Annotated in this window: 19 protein-coding genes and 1 pseudogene; 10 read left to right on the forward strand and 10 right to left on the reverse strand. The window is 69.5% G+C overall.

Annotated features, from left to right (window positions below; translation table 11 throughout):
- The first annotated feature begins 3 nt into the window (after window positions 1-3).
- Window positions 4-399, forward strand: a complete 396-nt coding sequence (gloA, locus tag NGJ44_RS11550; protein WP_251863992.1) for a lactoylglutathione lyase — start codon at window positions 4-6, stop codon at window positions 397-399.
- Between the two features lie 38 nt (window positions 400-437).
- On the forward strand, window positions 438-971 hold the full coding sequence (def, locus tag NGJ44_RS11555) for a peptide deformylase (RefSeq protein ID WP_053246742.1): 534 nt from the start codon (window positions 438-440) through the stop codon (window positions 969-971).
- A 22-nt stretch (window positions 972-993) separates the two neighbouring features.
- On the opposite strand, the pseudogene NGJ44_RS11560 reads toward def, so the two are convergent.
- Window positions 994-3,239 (reverse strand): annotated as a pseudogene (locus tag NGJ44_RS11560) (acyl-CoA dehydrogenase).
- Window positions 3,240-3,381: 142 nt separating this feature from the next.
- Here NGJ44_RS11560 and NGJ44_RS11565 point away from each other — a divergent pair.
- Entirely contained in the window at window positions 3,382-4,611 is a 1,230-nt protein-coding gene (locus NGJ44_RS11565; protein ID WP_251863993.1) for a spore maturation protein, read from the forward strand.
- 10 nt (window positions 4,612-4,621) lie between these two features.
- On the opposite strand, the gene pyk is transcribed toward NGJ44_RS11565, so the two are convergent.
- On the reverse strand, window positions 4,622-6,064 hold the full coding sequence (gene pyk, locus NGJ44_RS11570; RefSeq protein ID WP_251863994.1) for a pyruvate kinase: 1,443 nt from the start codon (window positions 6,062-6,064) through the stop codon (window positions 4,622-4,624).
- 125 nt (window positions 6,065-6,189) lie between these two features.
- Here pyk and NGJ44_RS11575 point away from each other — a divergent pair, with 125 nt between their 5' ends.
- Window positions 6,190-7,332, forward strand: a complete 1,143-nt coding sequence (locus NGJ44_RS11575) for a glycerate kinase (protein WP_251863995.1) — start codon at window positions 6,190-6,192, stop codon at window positions 7,330-7,332.
- A gap of 93 nt (window positions 7,333-7,425) precedes the next feature.
- Here the strand turns inward: NGJ44_RS11575 and rsmA are convergent, their stop codons facing one another.
- The 3 genes from rsmA to NGJ44_RS11590 are packed head-to-tail and all read right to left on the reverse strand — an operon-like array spanning window position 7,426 to window position 12,214.
- Complete coding sequence (gene rsmA / locus NGJ44_RS11580; protein WP_251863996.1) at window positions 7,426-8,217, reverse strand: 16S rRNA (adenine(1518)-N(6)/adenine(1519)-N(6))-dimethyltransferase RsmA; 792 nt, start codon at window positions 8,215-8,217, stop codon at window positions 7,426-7,428.
- Window positions 8,218-8,231: 14 nt separating this feature from the next.
- Window positions 8,232-9,788: a peptidylprolyl isomerase gene (locus NGJ44_RS11585; protein ID WP_251863997.1), complete on the reverse strand. Its 1,557-nt coding sequence runs from the start codon at window positions 9,786-9,788 to the stop codon at window positions 8,232-8,234.
- The gene (locus tag NGJ44_RS11590) at window positions 9,785-12,214 is read right to left on the reverse strand and encodes an LPS-assembly protein LptD (RefSeq protein WP_251863998.1); all 2,430 of its coding nucleotides are present in this window, start codon (window positions 12,212-12,214) and stop codon (window positions 9,785-9,787) included. The genes NGJ44_RS11585 and NGJ44_RS11590 overlap by 4 nt, the downstream gene beginning before the upstream one ends.
- Window positions 12,215-12,384: 170 nt before the next feature.
- Between NGJ44_RS11590 and NGJ44_RS11595 the strand changes: the two genes are divergently transcribed.
- From NGJ44_RS11595 to NGJ44_RS11620, 6 genes are all read left to right on the forward strand, one after another.
- Window positions 12,385-13,425, forward strand: a complete 1,041-nt coding sequence (locus tag NGJ44_RS11595; protein WP_053245729.1) for an aminoglycoside phosphotransferase family protein — start codon at window positions 12,385-12,387, stop codon at window positions 13,423-13,425.
- The gene (murU, locus tag NGJ44_RS11600) at window positions 13,425-14,111 is read left to right on the forward strand and encodes an N-acetylmuramate alpha-1-phosphate uridylyltransferase MurU (RefSeq protein ID WP_251863999.1); all 687 of its coding nucleotides are present in this window, start codon (window positions 13,425-13,427) and stop codon (window positions 14,109-14,111) included. Before NGJ44_RS11595 ends, murU begins: the two co-directional genes overlap by 1 nt.
- Window positions 14,112-14,268: 157 nt before the next feature.
- Complete coding sequence (locus NGJ44_RS11605) at window positions 14,269-14,970, forward strand: DUF6776 family protein (protein ID WP_053245731.1); 702 nt, start codon at window positions 14,269-14,271, stop codon at window positions 14,968-14,970.
- A 111-nt stretch (window positions 14,971-15,081) separates the two neighbouring features.
- Window positions 15,082-16,719, forward strand: coding sequence for an FAD-dependent oxidoreductase (locus NGJ44_RS11610; protein ID WP_251864000.1), 1,638 nt, complete (start codon window positions 15,082-15,084; stop codon window positions 16,717-16,719).
- Complete coding sequence (locus tag NGJ44_RS11615; protein WP_251864001.1) at window positions 16,716-16,940, forward strand: hypothetical protein; 225 nt, start codon at window positions 16,716-16,718, stop codon at window positions 16,938-16,940. The genes NGJ44_RS11610 and NGJ44_RS11615 overlap by 4 nt, the downstream gene beginning before the upstream one ends.
- Window positions 16,941-16,972: 32 nt before the next feature.
- Window positions 16,973-17,428, forward strand: coding sequence for a MarR family winged helix-turn-helix transcriptional regulator (locus NGJ44_RS11620; RefSeq protein ID WP_053245732.1), 456 nt, complete (start codon window positions 16,973-16,975; stop codon window positions 17,426-17,428).
- Between the two features lie 68 nt (window positions 17,429-17,496).
- Here NGJ44_RS11620 and NGJ44_RS11625 read toward each other — a convergent pair whose 3' ends face one another.
- The 5 genes from NGJ44_RS11625 to NGJ44_RS11645 form a co-directional block, all read right to left on the reverse strand.
- Window positions 17,497-17,832: a 4a-hydroxytetrahydrobiopterin dehydratase gene (locus tag NGJ44_RS11625; protein ID WP_053245733.1), complete on the reverse strand. Its 336-nt coding sequence runs from the start codon at window positions 17,830-17,832 to the stop codon at window positions 17,497-17,499.
- A 42-nt stretch (window positions 17,833-17,874) separates the two neighbouring features.
- A complete protein-coding gene (locus NGJ44_RS11630) occupies window positions 17,875-18,522 on the reverse strand; it encodes a YiaD family glycine zipper/OmpA-like lipoprotein (RefSeq protein WP_251864002.1) in 648 nt (215 codons plus the stop codon).
- A 113-nt stretch (window positions 18,523-18,635) separates the two neighbouring features.
- Window positions 18,636-19,490 carry a citryl-CoA lyase gene (locus NGJ44_RS11635; protein ID WP_053245735.1) on the reverse strand — a complete coding sequence of 285 codons (855 nt, stop codon included), beginning with the start codon at window positions 19,488-19,490 and terminating at the stop codon, window positions 18,636-18,638.
- The gene (locus NGJ44_RS11640) at window positions 19,487-20,686 is read right to left on the reverse strand and encodes a CaiB/BaiF CoA transferase family protein (RefSeq protein ID WP_251864003.1); all 1,200 of its coding nucleotides are present in this window, start codon (window positions 20,684-20,686) and stop codon (window positions 19,487-19,489) included. Before NGJ44_RS11640 ends, NGJ44_RS11635 begins: the two co-directional genes overlap by 4 nt.
- A 53-nt stretch (window positions 20,687-20,739) precedes the next feature.
- A complete protein-coding gene (locus NGJ44_RS11645) occupies window positions 20,740-21,726 on the reverse strand; it encodes a Bug family tripartite tricarboxylate transporter substrate binding protein (protein WP_053245737.1) in 987 nt (328 codons plus the stop codon).
- Between the last annotated feature and the right edge of the window lie 9 nt (window positions 21,727-21,735).

Consider the following 21,735-nt stretch of genomic DNA (forward strand, 5'->3'; position numbering starts at 1 on the left):
ACCATGCGCTTGCTCCATACCATGCTGCGAGTCGGCAACCTGGACAAATCCATCGATTTCTACACCAACGTGCTCGGCATGCGGGTGCTGCGCCGCAAGGACTACCCCGACGGCAAGTTCACCCTGGCGTTCGTGGGCTACCAGGACGAAGCCGAAGGCGCCGTTATCGAACTCACGCACAACTGGGACACCGACAAGTACGACCTGGGCAACGGCTACGGCCACATCGCCCTGGAAGTGGACGACGCCTACGAAGCCTGTGAAAAGGTGAAGGCGCGCGGCGGCAAGGTCACGCGCGAGGCCGGCCCCATGAAGCACGGCACCACCGTCATCGCCTTCGTGGAAGATCCCGACGGCTACAAGATCGAGTTCATCCAGAAGAAGGGCCGCGAAGACTGAGCCGCGGCCTTCCCGCTTCCTCCGACAGGCGCAATCCCATGATCCACACCATCCTGAAAATGGGCGACCCACGGCTGCTGCGCGTGGCCGCGCCCGTGGAGCGTTTCGACACGCCCGAGCTGCACGCCCTGATCGACGACATGTTCGAGACCATGGAGGCGGCCAAGGGCGTGGGCCTGGCCGCGCCGCAGATCGGCGCCGACCTGCAGCTGGTCATCTTCGGATTCGAGCGCAACGAGCGCTATCCCGACGCGCCGGCCGTGCCGCAGACCATACTGTGCAATCCGGTCATCACGCCGCTGTCGGACGACATGGAAGACGGCTGGGAAGGCTGCCTGTCGGTGCCCGGCCTGCGCGGCCTGGTGCCGCGCTACCGCCGCATCCGCTACACCGGCAAGGATCCCTACGGCCAGCCCATCGAGCGCGAGGCCGAGGGTTTCCATGCCCGGGTGGTGCAGCACGAGTGCGATCACCTGATCGGGCGGCTGTACCCGTCGCGCATCCGCGATTTCTCGAAGTTCGGCTACACCGAGGTGCTGTTTCCCGGCCTCGACCCCAGCCGGGACGACTGAAGCCGGCGCGGGCGGGCGCGCCCTACCCGCCTGCCTGCCCGGCAGCCGCTCCGCACCGGGCGGGCGACAGCTCCTCTGGCGCGAAATCGTCCACCTGCAGCACTTCCGCCACCGTGTCTTCGGCCGCCTGCAATTGCGCGGCCTGGTCGTCCGTGAGCGCGCCCCGGCGATGGGCTTCGCGCCAATCCCGCACCCCGCCCTGGCGCAGGCGGTCGCGCAGCGGCTGCACCGCGTCCACCAGCGCGAAGGCGCGCGTCAGCCTTCCCAGCGGGTCGTCGCCCGGCTCGCGCTGCAGGTCGGCCGCCAGCCGGTCGTGAGTGGGCGAAGGCTTGAGCAGCAGGCCGGCGCACTCGCGGGTGAGCGCGTCGCGCGGGCCCCGGGCGCGGCGCCAGGGCAGGACGGCGGCCCGCAACGCCCAGGCGGCGGGCCGCGAGGGCAGGTTGGCCAGCACCTGGTCGAACCGGGCCTCGATGGTGGCGCAGCCCCGTTCCATGCACCAGTGCACCAGCGGCAGGTCGTCGTGCCGGCGGCCTTCGTCTTCCCAGCGCTTGAGCACGGCGGAGAGCAGGTAGAGCTCCGACAGGACGTCGCCCAGGCGCGCGGAGATCAGCTCGCTGCGCTTGAGCCCGCCGCCCAGCAGGCCCAGCGCCGCGTCGGCCAGCAGCGCGAAGCCGGCGGCGTAGCGGCCCAGCCTGCGGTAGTGGCCGGCCGTGGGGCCGGACCCCGGAGCGGGCGCCAGCATGCCGCCGGTCCAGGCGCGGCCGATGGCGCGCAGCGCGTTCCAGCCCGTGTGGCGCAGGTGCTTCCAGAACACCTCGTGGAACGCTTCCAGGCCCCGGTCCTCGTCGGGGTCGGCCAGCGCCAGCATTTCGGGCATGAGGCAGGGATGGGCGCGGATGGCGCCCTGGCCGAAGACGATGAGGTTGCGCGTGAGGATGTTGGCCCCCTCCACCGTGATGGCGATGGGCAGGGCGCGGTAAAGCGCGCCCAGGTAATTGTGCGCGGGCCGTCGATGACGGCGCGACCCGCGTGCACGTCCATGGCGTCGTTGACCGATTCGCGCATGCGCTCGGTGGCGTGGTATTTCATGATGCCCGACACCACCGCCGGCTTGACGCCCTCGTTCAGGGCCGCGCAGGTCAGCCGCCGGGCGGCCTCCACCATGTACGCATTGCCCGCCAGGGTCGCCAGCTTTTCCTGCACGCCCTCGAACCGGCCGACCGGGATGCCGAACTGCTCGCGCACCCGCGCGTACATGCCGGTGGCGTGGGCGCTCATGACCGCCGCGGCGGCCGATAGCGAGGGCAGCGAAATCCCCCGGCCCGCGGCCAGCGCGCTCATGAGCATCTGCCAGCCGTGGCCGGCGCGCTCCTGGCCGCCGATGAGGGCGTCCAGCGGCACGAAGACGTCGCAGCCGCGGTTGGGGCCGTTCTGGAAGAACTGCATGGCGGGAACGTGGCGGCGCCCGATCTCCACACCGGGCGCCTCGGTGGGCACCAGCGCCACGGAGATGCCGATGTCTTGCTCGCCGCCCAGGATGCGCTCGGGGTCGTACAGCTTGAAGGCCAGCCCCAGCACCGTGGCCACGGGCCCCAGCGTGATGTAGCGCTTGTGCCAATTGAGCCGGATGCCGATGATTTCGCGGCCGTCGACGACCCGCCGGCACACCATGCCGGTGTCCACCATGGAGGCCGCGTCCGAACCCGCTTCGGGGCTGGTCAGCCCGAAGCACGGCACCTCGCTGCCGTCGGCCAGGCGCGGCAACCAGTAGTCGCGCTGCGCCTGGGTGCCGAACTGCAGCAGCAGCTCGCCCGGCCCCAGCGAGTTCGGCACCATGATGGTCACGCCGGCGGTGATGGAATACGCCGATACGCGCCGCACCACCTCGGAATGCGCATAGGGCGAGAAGCCCAGGCCGCCGTAGCGGCGCGGGATGATCATGCCGAAGAAGCGCTCCCGTTTGATGAACTCCCACACCTCGGGCGGCAGGTCGCGCCGGTTCCAGGAGATGTCCCATTCGTCGAGCATGGCGCACAGCCGGGCGACCGGGCCGGCGATGAACGCCTGCTCGTCGGGCGTGAGCACGGCCGCGGGCACGGCCTGCAGCTTGCGCCAATCGGGATTGCCGGTGAAAAGATCGGCCTCCCACCAGGTGTCTCCGGCCTCGATGGCCTCGCGCTCGGTGGCGGAGAGCGGCGGCAGGGCATGACGCGCCCAGCGGTAGGCAGGTTCGGAGATGCGGCGCCGGCGCCAGGCGTTGAAGTCCATCGGCTCCCTCTTGTGTTGCGCTCATGGAGCATACGGGGCCAAAGTACCAGAATTGCGCCGCACCGGCCACGCGCAGCGGGACGACTCTGCGACAATGGAGGCCGCGCGCCGCTGGCGCGCCGACGCAACCGACCGACGACGCATGCTGAACAAACTCTGGCTGGGCTTCTTCCTCGCCGCCGCGGCGGCCGCGCTCTACCGCTGGCTCGCCATCGGCGACGCCGAGGTGTTCCGCCACATGGTCGCCAGCCTGTTCGACATGGCCCGCGTATCGGTCGAGGTCATGGTGCTGCTCTTCGGCACGCTCACGCTCTGGCTGGGTTTTCTGCGCATCGCCGAGCGCGCGGGGCTGGTGGAGCGGCTGGCCGCGCTGCTGTCGCCGCTCTTTTCGCGGCTGATGCCGGACGTGCCGCGCAACCACCCGGCCATCGGCCTCATTACGCTGAATTTCGCCGCCAACGGCCTGGGGCTGGACAACGCCGCCACGCCCATCGGCCTGCGCGCCATGCGCGAACTGCAATCGCTCAACCCCACGCCCGAGACGGCCAGCAATGCGCAGATTCTCTTTCTGGTGCTGAATGCGTCGTCCCTCACGCTGCTGCCCGTCACGCTGTTCATGTTCCGCGCGCAGCAGGGCGCGCCCGACCCCACGCTGATCTTCCTGCCCATTCTGCTGGCCACCAGCGCCTCCACGCTGGCCGGCTTCCTGGCGGTGGCGGCCTGCCAGCGGTTGAAGCTGTACGACCCGGTCATCCTGCTCTGGCTGGGCGGCGGCGCGGCGGCGCTGGGCGGCTTCATGGCGCTGCTGGCGGGCATGTCGGCCGCCGCCATCGCCCACCTGTCCTCGCTGCTCGGCAATCTGGCGCTGTTCGGCATCCTGCTGGCCTTTCTGGTGGTGGGCGCCTGGAAGAAAGTGCCGGTCTACGAGGCTTTCATCGAGGGCGCCAGAGAGGGCTTCGACATTGCGCGCGGCCTGCTGCCCTACCTGGTGGCCATGCTGTGCGCGGTGGGCGTGCTGCGCGCCTCGGGCGCGCTGGACGTCGTGCTGGACGGCATACGCTGGGCCGCCCACGCCGCGGGCTGGGACACGCGCTTCGTGGACGCGCTGCCCACCGCGCTGGTCAAGCCCTTCTCGGGCAGCGCGGCGCGCGCCATGATGCTCGAAACCATGACGCACTACGGCGTGGACAGTTTCCCGGCGCTGCTGGCGGCGGTCATGCAGGGCAGCACCGAAACCACCTTCTACGTGCTGGCGGTGTACTTCGGCTCGGTCGGCATCCTGCGCGCGCGCCACGCCGTCGGCTGCGCCCTGGTCGCCGACCTGGCCGGCGTGCTGGCCTCCATCGCCGTGTGCTACTGGTTTTTCGGCTGAGGCGGCCGCCTCAATCCACCAGCAGGATCTTCATGCCGTTGGTGCCGCCGCTGTCGCGGTAGAAATCGCCCTTGGTCAGGATGACCCAGTCGCCCGACTGCACCAGCCCGCGCTTGCGCAGCTCGTCGATGGCGGCGTTGCTCAGTTCGGCGGGGTCGTAGTCCAGCGGCGCGAACGGCACCGTGTACACGCCCCGGAACAGCGCCACCCGGTTCTGCGTGACGGCGTGCGGGCTGTAGCAATAGATGGGCACGCCCGAGCGGATGCGCGACATGATGAGCGGCGTGTGGCCGCTTTCGGTGAGCGAGATGATGGCCTTCACGCCCGGAAAATGGTTGGCGGCGTACATGGCGGCGAGCGCAATGGTTTCGTCGCAGCGCGTGAAGGTCTCGCCCAGCCGGTGGTGCGAGTGCGTGGTGGTGGGGTGCTTTTCCGCGCCCAGGCAGATGCGGGCCATGGCCTGCAGCGCCTCCACGGGGTACTGGCCCGACGCGCTTTCGGCCGACAGCATGACCGCGTCGGTGTAGTCGAGCACCGCGTTGGCCACGTCCGACACCTCGGCGCGGGTGGGCATGGGGCTGGAAATCATGGATTCCATCATCTGGGTCGCGGTGATGACCACCTTGTTCAGCGTGCGCGCGTGCTGGATGATGCGCTTCTGGATGCCCACCAGCTCGGCGTCGCCCACCTCCACGCCCAGGTCGCCGCGCGCCACCATCACGCCGTCGCTGGCGCGGATGAGCGCGTCCAGCGCCTCGTCGTCGGCCACCGCCTCGGCGCGCTCGATCTTGGCGATGATCCAGGCTTCGCTGCCGGCGGCGCGCACCAGCGCGCGCGCCTCTTCGATGTCGCTGCCGTGGCGCGGGAACGACACGGCCACGTAGTCCAGCTCCAGTTCGGCCGCCAGCTTGATGTCGGCGCGGTCCTTGTCGGTGAGGCTGGGCGCGGACAGCCCGCCGCCGCGGCGGTTGATGCCCTTGTTGTTGGACAGCGGCCCGCCCACGGTGACGATGGTGTGGACTTCATCGCCCTCGACCTTGTCCACCATCAGCACGACGCGGCCATCGTCCAGCAGCAGCTCGTCGCCCACGCGGCAATCCTGCACCAGCTCGGGATAATCGATGCCGACGATGCGCTCGTTGCCCTCTTCCGCGGGATGCACGCGCGACAGCGTGAAGGGCTGGCCGGCCTTGAGCATGACCTGCTTGCCGGCAAAGCGCGCGATGCGGATCTTCGGCCCCTGCAGGTCGCCCATGAGGGCCACGAAACGCCCCTGCCGCGCCGCCAGCTCGCGCACCAGGCGCGCGCGCTCGCGATGGTCGTCGGCGCTGCCATGCGAGAAGTTCAGGCGCGCCACATCCAGGCCGGCGCGGATCAGGGCCTCCAGCCGCTCGGGCGTGGAGGTGGCGGGCCCCAGGGTGGCGACGATTTTGGTGCGGCGCAATACGGGCATGGCTTTTCACTCTCGCAGGTAGACCGAAAGCGCTATGGTACGCCACGCATCCCGCGCGCAGGTATCATGGTCGGGGCCTGCGGCAGGCCCCGCCGTTTTTTCCGACAACCCGCATTCCGGCCACCGTGAAAATCGTCATCGCTCCCGATTCGTTCAAAGAAAGCGTCTCCGCGCCCGAGGCCGCAGCGGCCATCGCGCGCGGCGTGAAAGCCGCGCATCCCGGCGCCCATGCCGTGTGCGTGCCCATGGCCGACGGCGGCGAGGGCACCGTCGAAGCCGTGCTGGCGGCCGCGTCCGGCCAGGCGCGCACCAGGACGGTGAACGATGCGCTGGGGCACAAGGTGGATGCCGAATGGGGGCTGCTGGACGACGGCACGGCCGTGATCGAGATGGCGGCGGCGGCGGGGCTGGAACTGATCGCGCCGGCGCGCCGCGACCCCATGCGGGCCAGCAGCCACGGCGTGGGCGAACTCATGCTCGCCGCGCTGGACGCGGGCGCCCGGCGCATCATCCTGGGCCTGGGCGGCTCGGCCACCAACGATGCCGGCGCCGGCATGCTCACCGCCCTGGGCGCGCGCCTGCTCGATGCCCAGGGCCGCAGCCTCCCGCCCGGCGGCGCAGCCCTTGCCGCGCTGGACCGCGTGGACGCGCACGGCCTGGACGCGCGGCTGGCGCAGACGGAAATCATCGTGGCCTCCGACGTCGACAACCCACTGTGCGGGCCGCAGGGCGCCTCGCACGTGTTCGGTCCGCAGAAAGGCGCCGCCCCGGAACAGGTCGCGGCGCTGGACGCGGCGCTTGCCCGCTGCGCCGACGTCTGCGCCCGCGAACTGGGCGTGGACCACCGCCACCATCCCGGCGCGGGCGCGGCGGGCGGCCTGGGTTTTGCGGCGCGCGCCTTCCTGAATGCGTCGTTCCGCCCCGGCGTGGACGTGGTGGCCGAACTGGGCGGGCTGGCCGATGCCGTGCAGGGCGCGGCCCTGGTCTTCACGGGCGAAGGCCGGATGGACGCGCAGACGCTGCGCGGCAAGACGCCGGCCGGCGTGGCCCGCATCGCGCAGGCGGCCGGCGTGCCGGTGGTGGCGCTGGCCGGCTCGCTGGGCGAAGGCTACGAGGCCCTGCATGCCTGCGGCATCAACGCCGCGTTCAGCATCGCGCCCGGTCCCATCACGCTGCAGCAGGCCTGCGCCGACGCCGCGCGCCTGCTGCACGACCGCGCCCGCGATGTCATGCTGCTGTGGCTGGCGGCGCAGAAAAGAATGCTCTGATGACGGCAGGCGCGGCCCGCGCCTTGCCGGACGGACCGCGTCGCTCGGCGCAACGGCGGCGCCCGCGATGCAAGGCGCGGCTGTTGCGGCGGCTCAGTTCGCCGGCACGGCGCCGGCGCGCACCAGCGCGTCGGTCAGGCGCATGAAGGCGGCCACCGGCACCTCTTCGGCGCGGGCGGTCGGGGCGATGCCCAGCTCGTCCCAGGCGATGTGCGGCGTCCAGTCGCCCAGCACGCGGCGCAGCATCTTGCGCCGCTGCGAGAACGCGCGCGCCACCACGGCGGCGAAAGCGGTTTCGCTCAGCGGACGGGGCCGTTCCGCGGGCAGGGGCTGCATGCGCACCACGGCCGACACGACCTTGGGCGGCGGATCGAAGGCCTCGGGCGGCACGTCGAACAACTTCTCCATGCGGTAGCGGGACTGCAGCATGACCGACAGCCGGCTGTAGTCGCCTCCGCCGGGCTGCGCCACCATGCGGTCGATCACTTCGCGCTGGAGCATGAAATGCTGGTCGCGCACGTGATCGGCCCAGGCCATGAGATGAAACAGCAGCGGACTGGAGATGTTGTAGGGCAGGTTGCCCACCACGCGCAGCCCGGGTCCGAACTGCGAGAAATCCACCGTCAGCGCGTCCGCTTCCACCACGGTGAGCCGCGCCGCGTCGAACTGCTTGCGCAGTCGCGCGGCGAGGTCGCGGTCGATCTCGACCGCCGTGAGATGGTCGAGCCGCTCCAGCAGCGGGCGCGTGAGCGCCGACAGGCCCGGGCCGATTTCGACGACCGTGTCGCCGCGCGCGGGCGCCACGGCCCGCACGATGGACTCGACCACGCTTTCGTCGGTCAGGAAGTTCTGGCCGAAACGCTTGCGCGCCTGGTGTTGAGACATATCGGGCCCGGCGCCTAGCGGTTGTTCTGCTCGAGTTTTTCCTGCTTTTCGAGACGGTTGTCGATGTAGGCCTGCGCTCGCAGCTGCTCGAGCCAGTCTTCGAAAGCGGGCTGGGCGCGGCGCTCGAACAGGATCTGGCGCGCCTTCATGCGCGCCAGGTCGTCGCTGGCGTCATGCTGGCGGCGTTCTTCGACCTGGATCAGGTGCCAGCCGAAGGGCGACTGCACCGGCTGGCTGATCTCGCCCACCTGCAGCGCGTTCATGGCGGCCTCGAACGGCGGCACCGTCTCGCCCGGATTGAGCCAGCCCAGCTCGCCGCCCTGCGGCGCGGTGGCGTCCTGCGAGTATTGGCGCGCCATGTCCTCGAACCTGGCGTCGCCCGCCACCAGGCGCTGGCGGATCTGCGCCAGCCGCTCGCGCGCCTGCGCGTCGCTCATCACCGTGGAGGTCTTGATGAGGATGTGGCGCGCGCGCGTCTGCGTGACTTGCACCGGCCCCTGCTGGGCGGGCTGGGCGGACGGCTGCGGCGCGGGCATCGGCTCGGGCGCGCGCGCGGTGCGGGCCGGCGCCGGCTGCGCGGTGCCCATGTCCACGACCTTCAGGATGTGAAAACCGTTGCCGCTCTGGATGAGCGAGCTGACCTGGCCCTTGCCCAGGCCCTGGATCGCCTTGACGAAAAGATCGGGCCAGCCTTCGGCCGGGCGCACGCCCATCATGCCCCCTTGCAGCGCCTCGGGACCGTCGGACGACGCGGCGGCCAGGCTGGCGAAGTCGTCGCCGCGCTTGGCGCGGGCCAGCAGTCCCTCGGCCTTCTTGCGCAGCATGGCGACCTGGTCGGGCGACGAGCCTTCGGGCACGCGCACCAGGATCTGCGCCAGCGCGTACAGCATGGGGCCCGCGGGCGCGGCGGCCGGTTCGGGCTGAGGCGCGGGCTGCTGCGCGGGCTGGGCCTGCTGCGGCGCGGCGCCGAAAGCGGGGTTGCGGCGCTGGTCTTTCAGGAAGGCGTCCACTTCCGCGTCGGAAATCACGATGGTCGAGTCCACCGCGCGCTGGCGCAGGCGGTCCATGCGGATTTCCTCGCGCAGCGATTTGCGATAGCCGTCCCAGGTGGACCCCGACTTCTCGATCTCTTTGCGCAGCTGGTCCACCGAGATCTTGTTGCGCGCGGCGATGGACTGCACGGCGGCGTCGACCTGGGCGTCGTCCACCCGGATGCCCAGGCGGTCGGCCTCATGGCGCTGCACCCGGTCCATGATGAGGCGCTGCAGCACCTGGTGACGCAGCGTATTGTCGTCGGGCACCTGGATATTGCGGGCCTTGAGCTCGGCCGCCATGCGCTGCGACGCGTCGCGCAGCTCGCGCAGCGTGATCACGTCCTTGTCCACGACGGCCGCGATGCCGTCGACGAACTGCTCGGGAGGCGGCGCATCGGCCTGGCCGGCCGGCGCCGCGGCGGGCTTGGCGTTCGCGCCCTTGCCCGGATTGGCCGCATGGGCCGCGGGCAGCCCCACGCAAAGGGCCAGCAGCAGCGCGCCGCCCGACCGGCGGAAAGAGTGCAACCTACGCATCATTCATACCTTTCAAATGTGGTCCCGGACGGCACTGGCGGCGTAATGCTCGTATAGCCGGGGATACTTCTGTTCAGCAGGTTCATCGGATCGGTGCCCAGCGAACCCAGGCCCGTCAGCTCGAGCTGCAGGAACAAGGCCGTATTGGCATCGTTGGCCGCCACGGCATAGCGCTGGTAGACGATGCGGCCCACCCAGCAGCAATCGCCCTTGTACTCCAGACCGGCGATGGCCTGGGTGACGCGGGGGGATTCCTCGGTCGGCAAACCGTCGCTGCCGATGACATTGCCGGTACGCATCGAATAATCGATCCGGCCTACGCCATACCAGCGCTTGGAGAACGGCCACTGCACCGCCAAGCTGAGCTGGTTCTGGCCCTGCGGCTGGTAATTGACACCAGCCAGCGGCTCGCGCTGGTAGCGATAGGCCAGCGCCACCGTGGTCAAGCGCTGGGGCGACCAGCGCGCGCTGACCAGGGCGCGCGACCACTTGTCGTCATAGGGGTTGTACTGCGCAGCGAGCTCCGTGGTCAGCGTGTCGGTCAGCGCCGCGGAAGCCCCCACCAGGAAGTCGGACCGCACGTTCTTGCGCGGCGTCTCGTACGGCAGGGTGACTTCCTGGTCTTGGAAATAGATGCGCTGCGCGGCCGACAGCGACAACCGCTCCAGCCCGGTGCTCGCGTCCAGCCAGCGCGTGGTCAGCGCCGCGGTGAGCTGGTTGGCGTTGGCGATGCGGTCCCAGCCGCCCGAATAGATGTTTTCCTCGAACGCCTGCGAGAAGCTGAAATCCGACAACGCGGTGTCATAGACCGGCAGCTTGGACTGGTCGCGATAAGGCACGCGCAGGTAGTACAGGCGCGGCTCCAGGGTCTGCGTGGAGGCCTTGCCGAACAGCGTGGTGTCGCGCTCGAAGATCATGCCCGCGTCCAGCGACATGATGGGCAACGCGCGCGACGAGGAGCCCGGATAGCCGTAGGAGGTTCCCGCCTGTGGAGTGCCACTGTTCAGGCCAAGCCAATCCCGGCCAAACCAGCTGGTCTGATATTGCGTGAAGTGCATCCCGGCCTTGGGCACGATGAACCAGCCCGGGCGAACAATGGGATAGGCCGCCGTCAGATAGCTCTGGAAACGATCCCCTTCCTGACCAGAACGCGCGCCTTCGAGCAAGGGCTTTCGAAAGCGCGTTGCGGTGTTGGTCCACTCGACGTCCAGGCCCCCCCAATCGTAGCGGGCGCCGCGGACGGTGAATTCCGGCTCCTTGTCATAGGGCGGTGTAATCAACGCATCCGGATCCTGCAGCGTCTGGTACTTGTACACTTCCACCGATGAGGACCAATAACCCGACGGCGAGGTCCACCCCAAGCGACCACGCTGCGGCAGGTAGGTGGTGGATGCCTGGTTCAACCCGAGCTGGGAAATGTCGCGGTAGTAATCGTTGTCGGATACCTTGGCAATATCCCAATCCGCATAGAAACCGTAAGGCAACAGCTGTTGGTGCACCCATCGGTACATCCAGCGGTCCCTATCCTTCTCGGTGTCGTTGGGCAGATAGGCGCCATCCATGAAGCCACCGTAGCTGTACCCGAGATACCGGAACTCGCCCCCCAGCTGCATCCCGCGCTTGGAGAAGTAACGCGGTATCAGCGTCAGATCATAATTCGGCGCCAGATTGAAGTAATACGGCAGCGAAATGTCGATGCCGCCCTTGCTGGTCGTGCCGTAGGTCGGGATCAGAAAGCCCGACTTGCGTTCCTTCTTGACCGGAAAGGTCATGTAGGGCGAGGCCAGGATGGGTACGTCCTTGAAATACAGCACCCCGTTGCGGGCCACGCCTTCGTTCTCGTCGAAGTCCAGGTCGACGGAATTGGCCTTGATGTACCAGGACGGCGTTTCGCAGGCGCAGCCGCTGTACGTAACGGTATGCAGGCGCATCTGCGACTTGCTGAAGATGTCCGCCTTCTCGGCGACGGCGAAGCCGCCGGTGGCGCCCAGCCAGAAGTTGGGCTGCTCGATCTCGCCCGAGGTCTTGTCCACGTTGAACCGGGCGCTGGGCCCGGTAACCAGCGTGCCATCGCGCATCATGCGCGCACTGCCCTGCACGTCGACGTCGCCCGTGCGCTTGTCGTAGTGGATGCGGTCGCCCTTGATGACGCTGTCGATGCGGCGCACCTGGGCGCTGCCGGTCAGGGTGAGATCGGAATCGGGGTTGCCGTCGATCTGATCCGCCTCGAGGAAGGCCGGGATCTGTTCATCGGGGAGCCGGTGCACCCGCAGGCCCGGCGACGTGCGCAGCACCGGGGCGGAGGTCGTTGCGGAAGCCGGCGCGCCCGCCGGAGAGGCCGCCGACGGCGCCGAGCCCTGGCTGCCTTGAGCCTGCACGGCCCCGGCGACGCTGACAGCAGATAGGATCAACCACCGAACCTTGCGCACGAGTGAAAACAGCCCTTATTTCTACGATGGGACCAGGCAGCCGGCGCCCGCGTGAGCGGCCGCTGCGAACGGAAATGACCCGGTATTATAGAGAAGCCGCGCCGCAGGCCCAGCCATGAATGGGCCTGCGGCAAATTTCCGCAATATTGCCTATCTGACACGGATTTTTCTTGAAAACCGCCTCCGATCCCCGCCTGGAACAGATCCGCGACTGGCTGCGCAGCCTGCCCGCCAGCCTGGAGCTGGCGCTCGACACCCTGCGCCCGGCCTCGTCCGACGCGAGCTTTCGCCGCTACTTCCGCCTCGACGCCGGGCCAGGCACCGTCATCGTCATGGACGCCCCGCCCGAGCACGAGGATTGCCGGCCTTTCCTGCACGTCGGCGGGCTGCTGCGCGACGCCGGCCTGAACGTGCCGGCGGTGCTCGCGCAGGATCTGGCCCGGGGCCTGCTGCTGCTCTCCGACCTGGGCGAGCAGACCTACTACCAGCGCATCCAGGCCGGCCTGCCGGATGCCGAGCTCCAGACGCTGTACCGCGAGGCGCTGGCCGCGCTGGTCAGGCTCCAGCAGGCCCGCACCACCGGCCTGGCCGCCTTCGACGCGGCGCGGCTGGCCGAAGAGCTCAAGGTCTTCCCCGAATGGTATGTCGGCCGCCATCACGGCGTCGCGCTGGACGACAAGACGGCGGCGGCGCTGGAGCGCGTCTTCGCCCTGCTGTCCGGCAGCGGCGCCGGCCAGCCCCTGGTGCTGGTGCACCGCGACTACCACTCGCCCAACCTCATGGTCTGCGACGGCGGGCGCTACGGCCCCAATCCCGGCGTGATCGATTTCCAGGACGCGCTGGCCGGCCCCATCACCTACGACCTGGCCTCGCTGGTCACCGATGCCCGCACCACCTGGGAAGAGCCGCAGCAGCTCGACTGGGCCATCCGCTACTGGGAAATGGCGCGCGCCGCCGGGTTGCCGGTGGACAGCGACTTCGCCGAATTCCACCGCGCCTACGAATGGATGAGCCTGCAGCGCAACCTGCGCATCCTGGGCGTGTTCGCGCGCCTGAACCATCGCGACGGCAAGGCGCACTATCTGGCGCACATGCCCCGCGTCAACGGCTACGTGCGGCAGGTGGCGCGGCGCTATGGCGTCTTCGCCCCCCTGCTGCGCCTGCTGGACCGCCTGGACCAGGTCGAAGTCAAACGCGAATACACCTTCTGATGCGCGCCATGATTCTTGCCGCCGGCCGCGGCGAGCGCATGCGCCCGCTGACCGACCGCCTGCCCAAGCCCCTGCTGCCGGTGGGCGGGCAGCCGCTCATCGTGTGGCACCTGCGCCGGCTGGCCGCCGCCGGCCTTACCGACATCGTCATCAACCATGCCTGGCTGGGCCACGAAATCGAAGCCGCGCTGGGCGACGGCAGCCGCCATGGCGTACGCATCCGCTACTCGCCGGAAGCCCGGGCGCTGGAAACCGCGGGCGGCATCGTCCAGGCGCTGCCCCTGCTGGGCCCGGAGCCTTTTCTGGCCATCAACGGCGACATCTGGTGCGACTGGGATCCGGCCGCAGCGCCCGCCATCGGCCAGGCGCTGCAGCCCGGCCAGGCCTGGCTGGCGCTGGTGGACAACCCCGCCCACCACCCCGCCGGCGACTTCCGGCTGGACGCGGGCGGCGCGGTCCATGCCGACGGCGAACCGCGTTTGACCTTTGCCGGCATCGGCGTCTACCATCCCACGCTGTTTGCCGGCATCGAGCCCGGCACGGCAGCACCGCTGGCGCCGCTCTTGCGGCAGGCCATGGCGCGCGGGGCCGTGCGCGGCTCGCGCCACGCCGGCCGCTGGACCGACGTCGGCACGCCCGGGCGCCTGGCCACGCTGGACGCCCATCTGCGCGACGCGCGGCGCTGAACCGGCCGGTTGCCACATATTTCACAATATCAAGGTGCGCAACCAGGCTTGTCCGGGCCTCCTCCGCCAAGGGCCGACGCGGTATTCTCCAAGGTTTTGGCGCGCGGTCCCGCGCCCGCGCGCCAGGCAACGCACAGGATTCTCGTAGGAAATGGGGATGTTCGGAAGATCGCAACGGGCCGTGTTCAAGCCCTCTGTTTACCAACCCGGCCAACGCAGCCGGCGCATGCCGCGCTGGCTGGTGCTGCTGCTGGTGGGCATCGGCCTGGGCGCGGGCGGCGTGCTCTTTCTCCAGACCAACTACGGCCCGCAGCGTCTCACCGTGGAGCAGTCCGAACAGCTCCACAGCGAACTGAGCGCCGCCAACCTCGACCGCCAGCGCCTGCAGAGCCTGCTCGAGGAAGCCACGCAGCAGCGCGACGCCAACAAGGCCACGCACGAGAAACTCACCGCCGATCTGGCCGCGGCCAACCAGAAAATCGAGTCGCTGACCCAGGAACTGGTCCTATTCCAGGACGCCATGCCTCCCGACCCGCGCGGCGGCAACCTGGGCATCCGCTCGGCCAGCTTCAAGCGCCAGCCCGGCCAGCTCGACTACCGCGTGCTGGTCATGCGGGAAGACCGCCAGGGCGCCGCGCCCTTCAAGGGCTCTCTCACCTTCGCCATCGACGGCACCTACCCCAACGGCCGGTCCGGCACCGTCACGCCCGAGGGGCCCCAGCTCAACGTGGACCGCTATGACTTCGCCACGGGCCAGCTCACCCTGCCCGACGGATTCACGCCCCGCGTGGTCGTGCTGCGCGTGCTGGACGGCGCGCAGAAACAGCAGGCCATGCGCATCTACCACGTCCGCAACTGACCTCCCGCCTTCACCGAACCCGCTGCCTCAGCGGGTTTTTTTACGTCTTTATAGTTGCGCACGCAACTTTATCGGCATATAGTGCTCCGCATAATCATTCAGGAGACTTTCATGCCCTTGCCCTCCCATGTCCCCGTTCTCATTGCCGGCGGCGGCCCGGTCGGCCTCACCCTGGCCGCCTTGCTGGCCGAGTACGGCATCGCCTCGCTCACGGTGGAAGCGGACGACGGCTATTGCGCCGGCAGCCGCGCCATCTGCATGTCGCGGCGTTCGCAGGAAATCCTGGGCTGGATCGGCGCAGACGCGCCGCTGAACCGGACCGGGCTTGCCTGGACGGGCGGCCGCAGCTATTTCCGCGACCAGGAGGTGCTGCATTTCGAGATGCCGCACGAGCCGCTGCAGCGCTACGCCCCCATGGTCAACATCCAGCAGTACTACGTCGAGGAATACGCGCACCAGGCCATGCAGAAACACCCCGGCCTGGCCGCGCTGCAATGGTCGGCCCGGGTGGAATCGGTGCGCCAGGACGCCGACGGCGTCACGGTGGAAATCCAGGCCGAAGGCGCGCGCCAGACCGTGCGCGCCGACTGGCTGGTGGCCTGCGACGGCGGCCGCAGCACGGTGCGCGACGAACTGGGCCTGAAGCTGGAGGGCATGCAATACGAGGGCCGCTACGTCATCGTCGACATCGAGCAGGAATCGCAGCGGCCCGTGGAACGCCTGGCCTGGTTCGATCCCCCCTCCAACCCCGGCTCCACGCTGCTCATGCACCGCCAGCCCGGCAACGTCTGGCGCGTGGACTACCAGATCCGCGACGACGAAGACCCCGACGAAGCCGTCAAGCCGGAGAATGTCCTGCCGCGCGTGCAGAGCCACCTCGACATGATCGGCGAAACCGCGCCCTGGAAGCCGCTCTGGATTTCCATCTACAACGCCAAGTGCCTCACGCTGGACAGCTACCGGCACGGCCGCGTAATGTTCGCCGGCGACGCCGGCCACCTGGTGCCCATCTTCGGCGTGCGCGGACTGAATTCCGGCCTGGACGACGCCGGCAACCTGGCGTGGAAACTGGCCTGGGTCATCAAGGGCCTGGCCGCCGACAGCCTGCTGGACAGCTACAGCGTGGAACGCGTGCACGCCACCCGCCAGAACCTGGCCTACGGCGCGAAAAGCACCGAGTTCATGGCGCCGCCCGACTTCGGCTTCACGCTCATGCGCGAAGCGGCCCTGCGCCTGGCGCTGAGCGACGAGCGGGTGCGCTCCCTCATCAACCCGCGCCAGTCCGCGCCCATCTCTTACGACGGCTCGCCCCTGAATCTGGCCGACGGCGCGCCCGAAGCCGGTCCTGCCAGCGCGCCCGGCCAGCCCGCGCCCGAAGCCCGCCTGCACGACGGCGGGCAGGCGCGCCATCTGACCACGGCGTTCGGCGCCGGCTTCGTCGCGCTGGCCATCGAGCCCGATGCCGCGCAGGCCGAGGCGCTGCAAGCCCTCGCCCAGGCCACCGCGCAGTCGGACCGTCCGCTGCGCGTCATCACGGTGGCGGCGCGGCCCGCGCCCGGCGCGTGGACCGATCCCGACGGCCAACTGCGCGAGCGCTACGGCGCCGGCCCCGGACTGATCTACCTGCTGCGCCCCGACGGCTACGTGCTCGGCCGCTGGCGCCAGCCCGGCGACGCCGCGCTGCGCAACGCCCTCGCCCCCTATTACCCCGCCATCGACGCCCGCCAAGCCCAGGAGAACCAAGCATGAACGCCCACGATCTGGACCAGGTCTACACCCAGCTCGCCCGGACGCTGACGCGCGTGGGCGAAACCCGCGCCCCGCTGTTCCTGTCCATCCTCAGCCTCTCGCTGCTGGCCCGCCAGACCGACACGGCCGAGGCCCTGGCGCTGCTGGCCCAGGCCGAAGCGGCCACCCGCGCCGGCGAATCCGCGGCGCGGCCGGCGGCCGCGGAGGGTGTGGCAAACTAAGACCCCTCGCCATCACCGCCAGAACGCGCGCCGTGACCCAGCCCGACCTCGAACGCTTCCTCACGTACCGGCTGCACGCCGTCAACAAAATCAGCGACCGCGACACCGCCCGCGCCTATCTGGCGGACTGCGGCATCCCGCTGGGCGAAGCCCGCTGCCTGGCGGCCATCGGCCGCTATGCGCCGCTGTCCGTCAACGAACTGGCGCGCGCCGCGAATCTCAACAAGGGCCAGGCCAGCCGTTCGGCCCAAGCCCTGGTCGAGCGCGGACTGGTCGAGAAAAAGAACTCCGACACCGACGGGCGCGGCGTGGTGCTGGCGCCCACGCCCTCCGGCCAGGCGCAATACGAGCGCATCATCGCGCTCATCTCCCGCCGCAACGCGGAAATCTTCGGCTGCCTCAGCGCCGAAGAGCAACGGCAATTCGGCGACATGCTCGACCGCCTCATCGACCACCTGCGCGCAGCGCCCGGCCGCGACGACGACTGAGGCCCAAAGAACGCGCCCGGGCGCGCGCGGCCGTCGCCGCCCGGCGCCTGCCGGCCGCGCAAAGCGGGCTAGCTTGCGTCGCCGATCTTGGCTGCCGACCCGCCCAGCTGCGCCGCGGCCTCGTCCATGAACTGCGCCATGCGCACGTCCAGCTCCGTCACGCCGCCCGCGTCATGCGTCGTCAGCGCCACGTCCACGCGGTTGTACACGTTGCTCCATTCGGGATGGTGATTCAGCTTTTCGGCAAACATCGCCACGCGCGCCATGAAGCCGAAGGCCGCGTTGAAATTGGCGAAGCGGAACCGCTTTTCGATAGCGTCCCGCGCGGCCGCGGCCTGCCACCCGGGCAGTGCCGCCAGCGCGGTGTCCGCGCCGATGCGCGCGGGAGGAAACATGCTGCTCATGATGTGCTCCTGGGCGCGCGCAAGACGCGAACCCGTCTTTTTCTACTGCTTGACCGCGTACAGGTAGATTTCCACGCGCCGGTTGGCCGCGCGGCCCTCCGCCGTGGCGTTGTCGCCCACCGGATCGTTCGGCCCGCGCCCCTCGATGGCAAGACGCGCCGGCGCCACGCCCTGCTTGGACAGGTAGTCCGTCACGCTGCGGGCCCGGTTCACCGACAGCGTCTGGTTGTGCGCCAGCGGGCCCGTGTTGTCCGTATGCCCCACCACCTTGGCGCGCAATTCCGGATGCTGGTTGAGCGCGCGCGCCACGCTGTCGAGCACCGGCAGCAACGCCGGCTTGAGCTGCGTCTTGTCGGTATCGAACGAAACGTTGCTGGGGATGTTCACCTTCAGGCTGCCATCGGGCATCTCCACCACATCGATGCCGAGCGACGACGCGCCCGAGTTCTGCACGTCCTCCTTCACCACCTTCCAGTTGTACCCGACCAGGCCGCCGGCCACCGCGCCGATGCCCGCGCCGATGGCGGCGCCCTTGCCATGCCCGATCAGCGCGCCCAGGCCCGCGCCCACCGCGGCCCCCGCGCCCGCGCCCACGGCCGTATTGGTCTGCTGCTGCGTGGCGCACCCCGCCAGCAAGACCCCGGATGCCGCGACCACGGCGAAGCGGTTGAGGATTGTTCTTGATTTCATGGCAACCTCCACGATCGATCGGTAACGCCGGACGATTCCGGCTGGATCATGCTAGCAAGCGGGGGGAGGCGGGCCGGAAACATTTTGTACCAGCCATTCGGGAGAAAACCGCTTCAGCGCTCCGGCACCTCCCGGGGAGGAGGCCCGTCGTACAACGGAATGTACTGCCGGGGAATCGGCCCCTTGTTGCGCCCGCCCTGGCGGCTCTGCTCCCATGCGTGGGCCAGAATGCCCACCGAGCGCGAGAGACAGAACAGGCCGCGCGCCAGCGGGGCGGGAAACCCCAGTTCGGCATAGATCACCGCCGTCGCGCCGTCGATGTTCATGGGAATGGGCTTGCCCTTGCGGGCCTCCAGCTCCGCTTCGATGCCCCGTGCAATGGCCGCGTAACGCCCCGGCACCGCGCCGGCCGCGGCCGCCTCGTCCACCAATTGCAGCAAACGCGGCGCGCGCGGGTCCAGAGGATGGAAGCGGTGGCCGAAGCCCGGGACGAACTTGCCATGCAGTTCGATGAACGCGTCCAGTCCCGCCCGCACCGCGGCTTCCTGGCTGGCCCCTGCGTCGACGCGGGCGGCCACGTCCTGGTACAGCTCGACCGCCTGCTCGCCGGCGCCGCCATGCACGTCTCCCAGCACATTGACGGCCGAGGCCATCGCATTGTTCAGCCCCACGCCGCACGTGGCCGCCATGCGCGCGATGGCAATGCTGGGCGCCTGCGGTCCATGGTCCACCGCGGCCATCAGCGCCGCCTCCAGCAGCCGGCCCTGCCGCGCGGACGGCAGCTCGCCGCGCAGCATCAGCCACGCCATCTGGGCAAAGCCGATGTTGCCGATCAGATCCTGGATCGCATAGCCGTGGTAGCGGATCACGCCCGGCCGCATGTCGATGATCGACGTATGCCACCACTGCCGGCTGGCCAGCCCGTCCTCGGGCGGCACCGCGCCGCCGTCCGCTTCGCGGCTTCTCATATCGCTCGCTCCTCTTTCAGGCTGCGGATCTGCCCGGCGTCGTAGCCCAGCTCGCGCAGCAATTCCTCGTTGTGCTGCCCCAGTTGCGGAGGCGGCGCATCCACCGACGGCGTCGCGCCGTCCAGCTTGAATCCCGTGCGCACCACGCGCACGTCCCGGCCCACGCCCGGCACGTCCGGAAAGGTAGCCACCATGCCGCGCTCCGCGACCTGCGGATGGGCCAGCGCCTGCTCGACGCTGTAGACCGGCCCGCTCGGCACGCCGGCCCGGGTGAGCAACGGCCACCATTGCTGCGCGGATCGCGCGGCCAGGGCCAGCTCCAGCTCGGCCTTCAAGGCCTCGCGATGGCGCAGGCGCGCCTGGCGCTCGGCGTAATCGGGATGGCCGGACAGGTCCTCGCGCCCCACCACGCGGCACAGGGCCTCGAACTGCTCCTGCTTATTGGCCGCGATGTTCAGCAGCCCATCGCCGGTGCGGAAGGTGCCGGACGGGCTGGCGGTGACGTTCTCGTTGCCCATGGGCGACGGCGAACGCCCCGCCACCAGGTAATTCGACACGGCCCAGCCCATGGTGGCCATCGTGGCCTCCAACATCGAAACATCGATGAAGCGCGCGCCGTCGCGTTCGCGCTCCGCCAGCGCCGCCGCCACCGCAAAAGCCGCCGTCATGCCGCCGATGGTGTCGGCGATGGGATAGCCGACGCGGTACGGCGCGGTGTCGGGCGCGCCGGTGATGCTCATCACGCCCGCCATGCCCTGCACGATCTGGTCATAGGCCGGATAGTCGCGCAACGGCCCTTGCTGGCCGAAACCCGAAATAGCGCAATACACCAGACGCGGCTGGTGCCGGCGCAGCACCTCGAACCCCAAGCCGAGGCGGTCCATCACGCCCGGCCGGAAGTTCTCGACCAACACATCCGCGCGAGCCACAAGTCGCAGAAAAACCTCCTTGCCGCGCGCATGCTTGAGGTTCACCGTGATCGACCGCTTGCCGGCATTCTGCGCCAGGAAGGAAACGCCCATCAGCCCGCGGTTCAGGCCGGCGTCCGCGCCCAGTTGGCGCGCCAGATCGCCGGTCCCGGGCGTTTCCACCTTGATCACGTCGGCGCCCAGGTGCGCCAATTGATGGCAGCAGAACGGCCCGGCCAGCACGTTGGTGAGATCGAGTACGCGGATGCCGCGCAACGGCTTGGACATGAATGATTTCCTCTCGAAGTGCGCGGCCGCCGCGGCTCGCGCGCGTGGGTTGTTTATTCCATCCTGGCGCCCGACGCCCGCACCGCGTCGCCCCAGCGCCGGTATTCCGACTCCAGGAAGGCGGCGAAGTCTTGCGGCGAGCCGCCGATCGGCGTGCTGCCCTCGGCGGCGAAGCGCCCGGCGGTCAGCGGCTTCTTCAGGACGTCGTTGACCGCCGCGTTGACCCGCCGGATCACCTCGCCCGGCGTGCCGGCCGGCGCCACCAGCCCCTTCCAGTCGCGCGCATCGAAATCGGCATAACCCTGCTCGGCGATTGCGGGCGTGTCGGGCAGGGCCCGCAGGCGGGTCTTGGATGTCACGGCCAACGGGCGCAGCTTGCCGCTGGAAATCAACGGCAATACGGAGGCCGGCGTCGCGAAATAAATGTCCACCTGGCCGCCGATCAGATTGGCCACGGCGGTCGATGCGCCGTTATGAGGCACGTGCAGGAACTGAAGGCCCGCGGCCTGCATGAACATGGCGCCGGCCAGGTGGCCGACGGTGCCGATGCCTGCCGAGGCCATGGTGACCGCTTCCGGCTTGGCCTGGGCTGCCGTCACCACGTCGGCCAGCGACCGGTACCGGCTGGCTGCGCTTACCACCAGCACCACCGGCTGGCCGGCGACCAGCACAATGGGAGCGAAATCCTCGAGCGGGTCGTAAGGCATCTTGGGATACAGCGCCGGATTGATGGCCAGGTTGGAGGTTTGCCCCATGCCTATCGTCAGGCCGTCCGGCCTGGCGCGCGACAGCAGGCCCAGCCCGATATTGCCGCCGGCGCCCGAACGGTTTTCCACCACGATATTCCAGCCCGTGGACTGGCCCATGAACTGCGCGATCAGCCGCGAGGCGGCGTCAGTGCCGCCGCCCGGCGGAAACGGCACGATCATGGTGATGGGGCCGGATGGATACGGCGAGTCGGCACGCGCCAGGTCCGGCAGGGCGAAGCCTGTCGCGGCGGCGGCCATGCCGGCGAGCAGAACGCGGCGTTGGTGGTCCATGTTGTCTCC

Source organism: Achromobacter sp. Marseille-Q4962, from assembly GCF_943737005.1.
Lineage (GTDB): Bacteria > Pseudomonadota > Gammaproteobacteria > Burkholderiales > Burkholderiaceae_B > Achromobacter.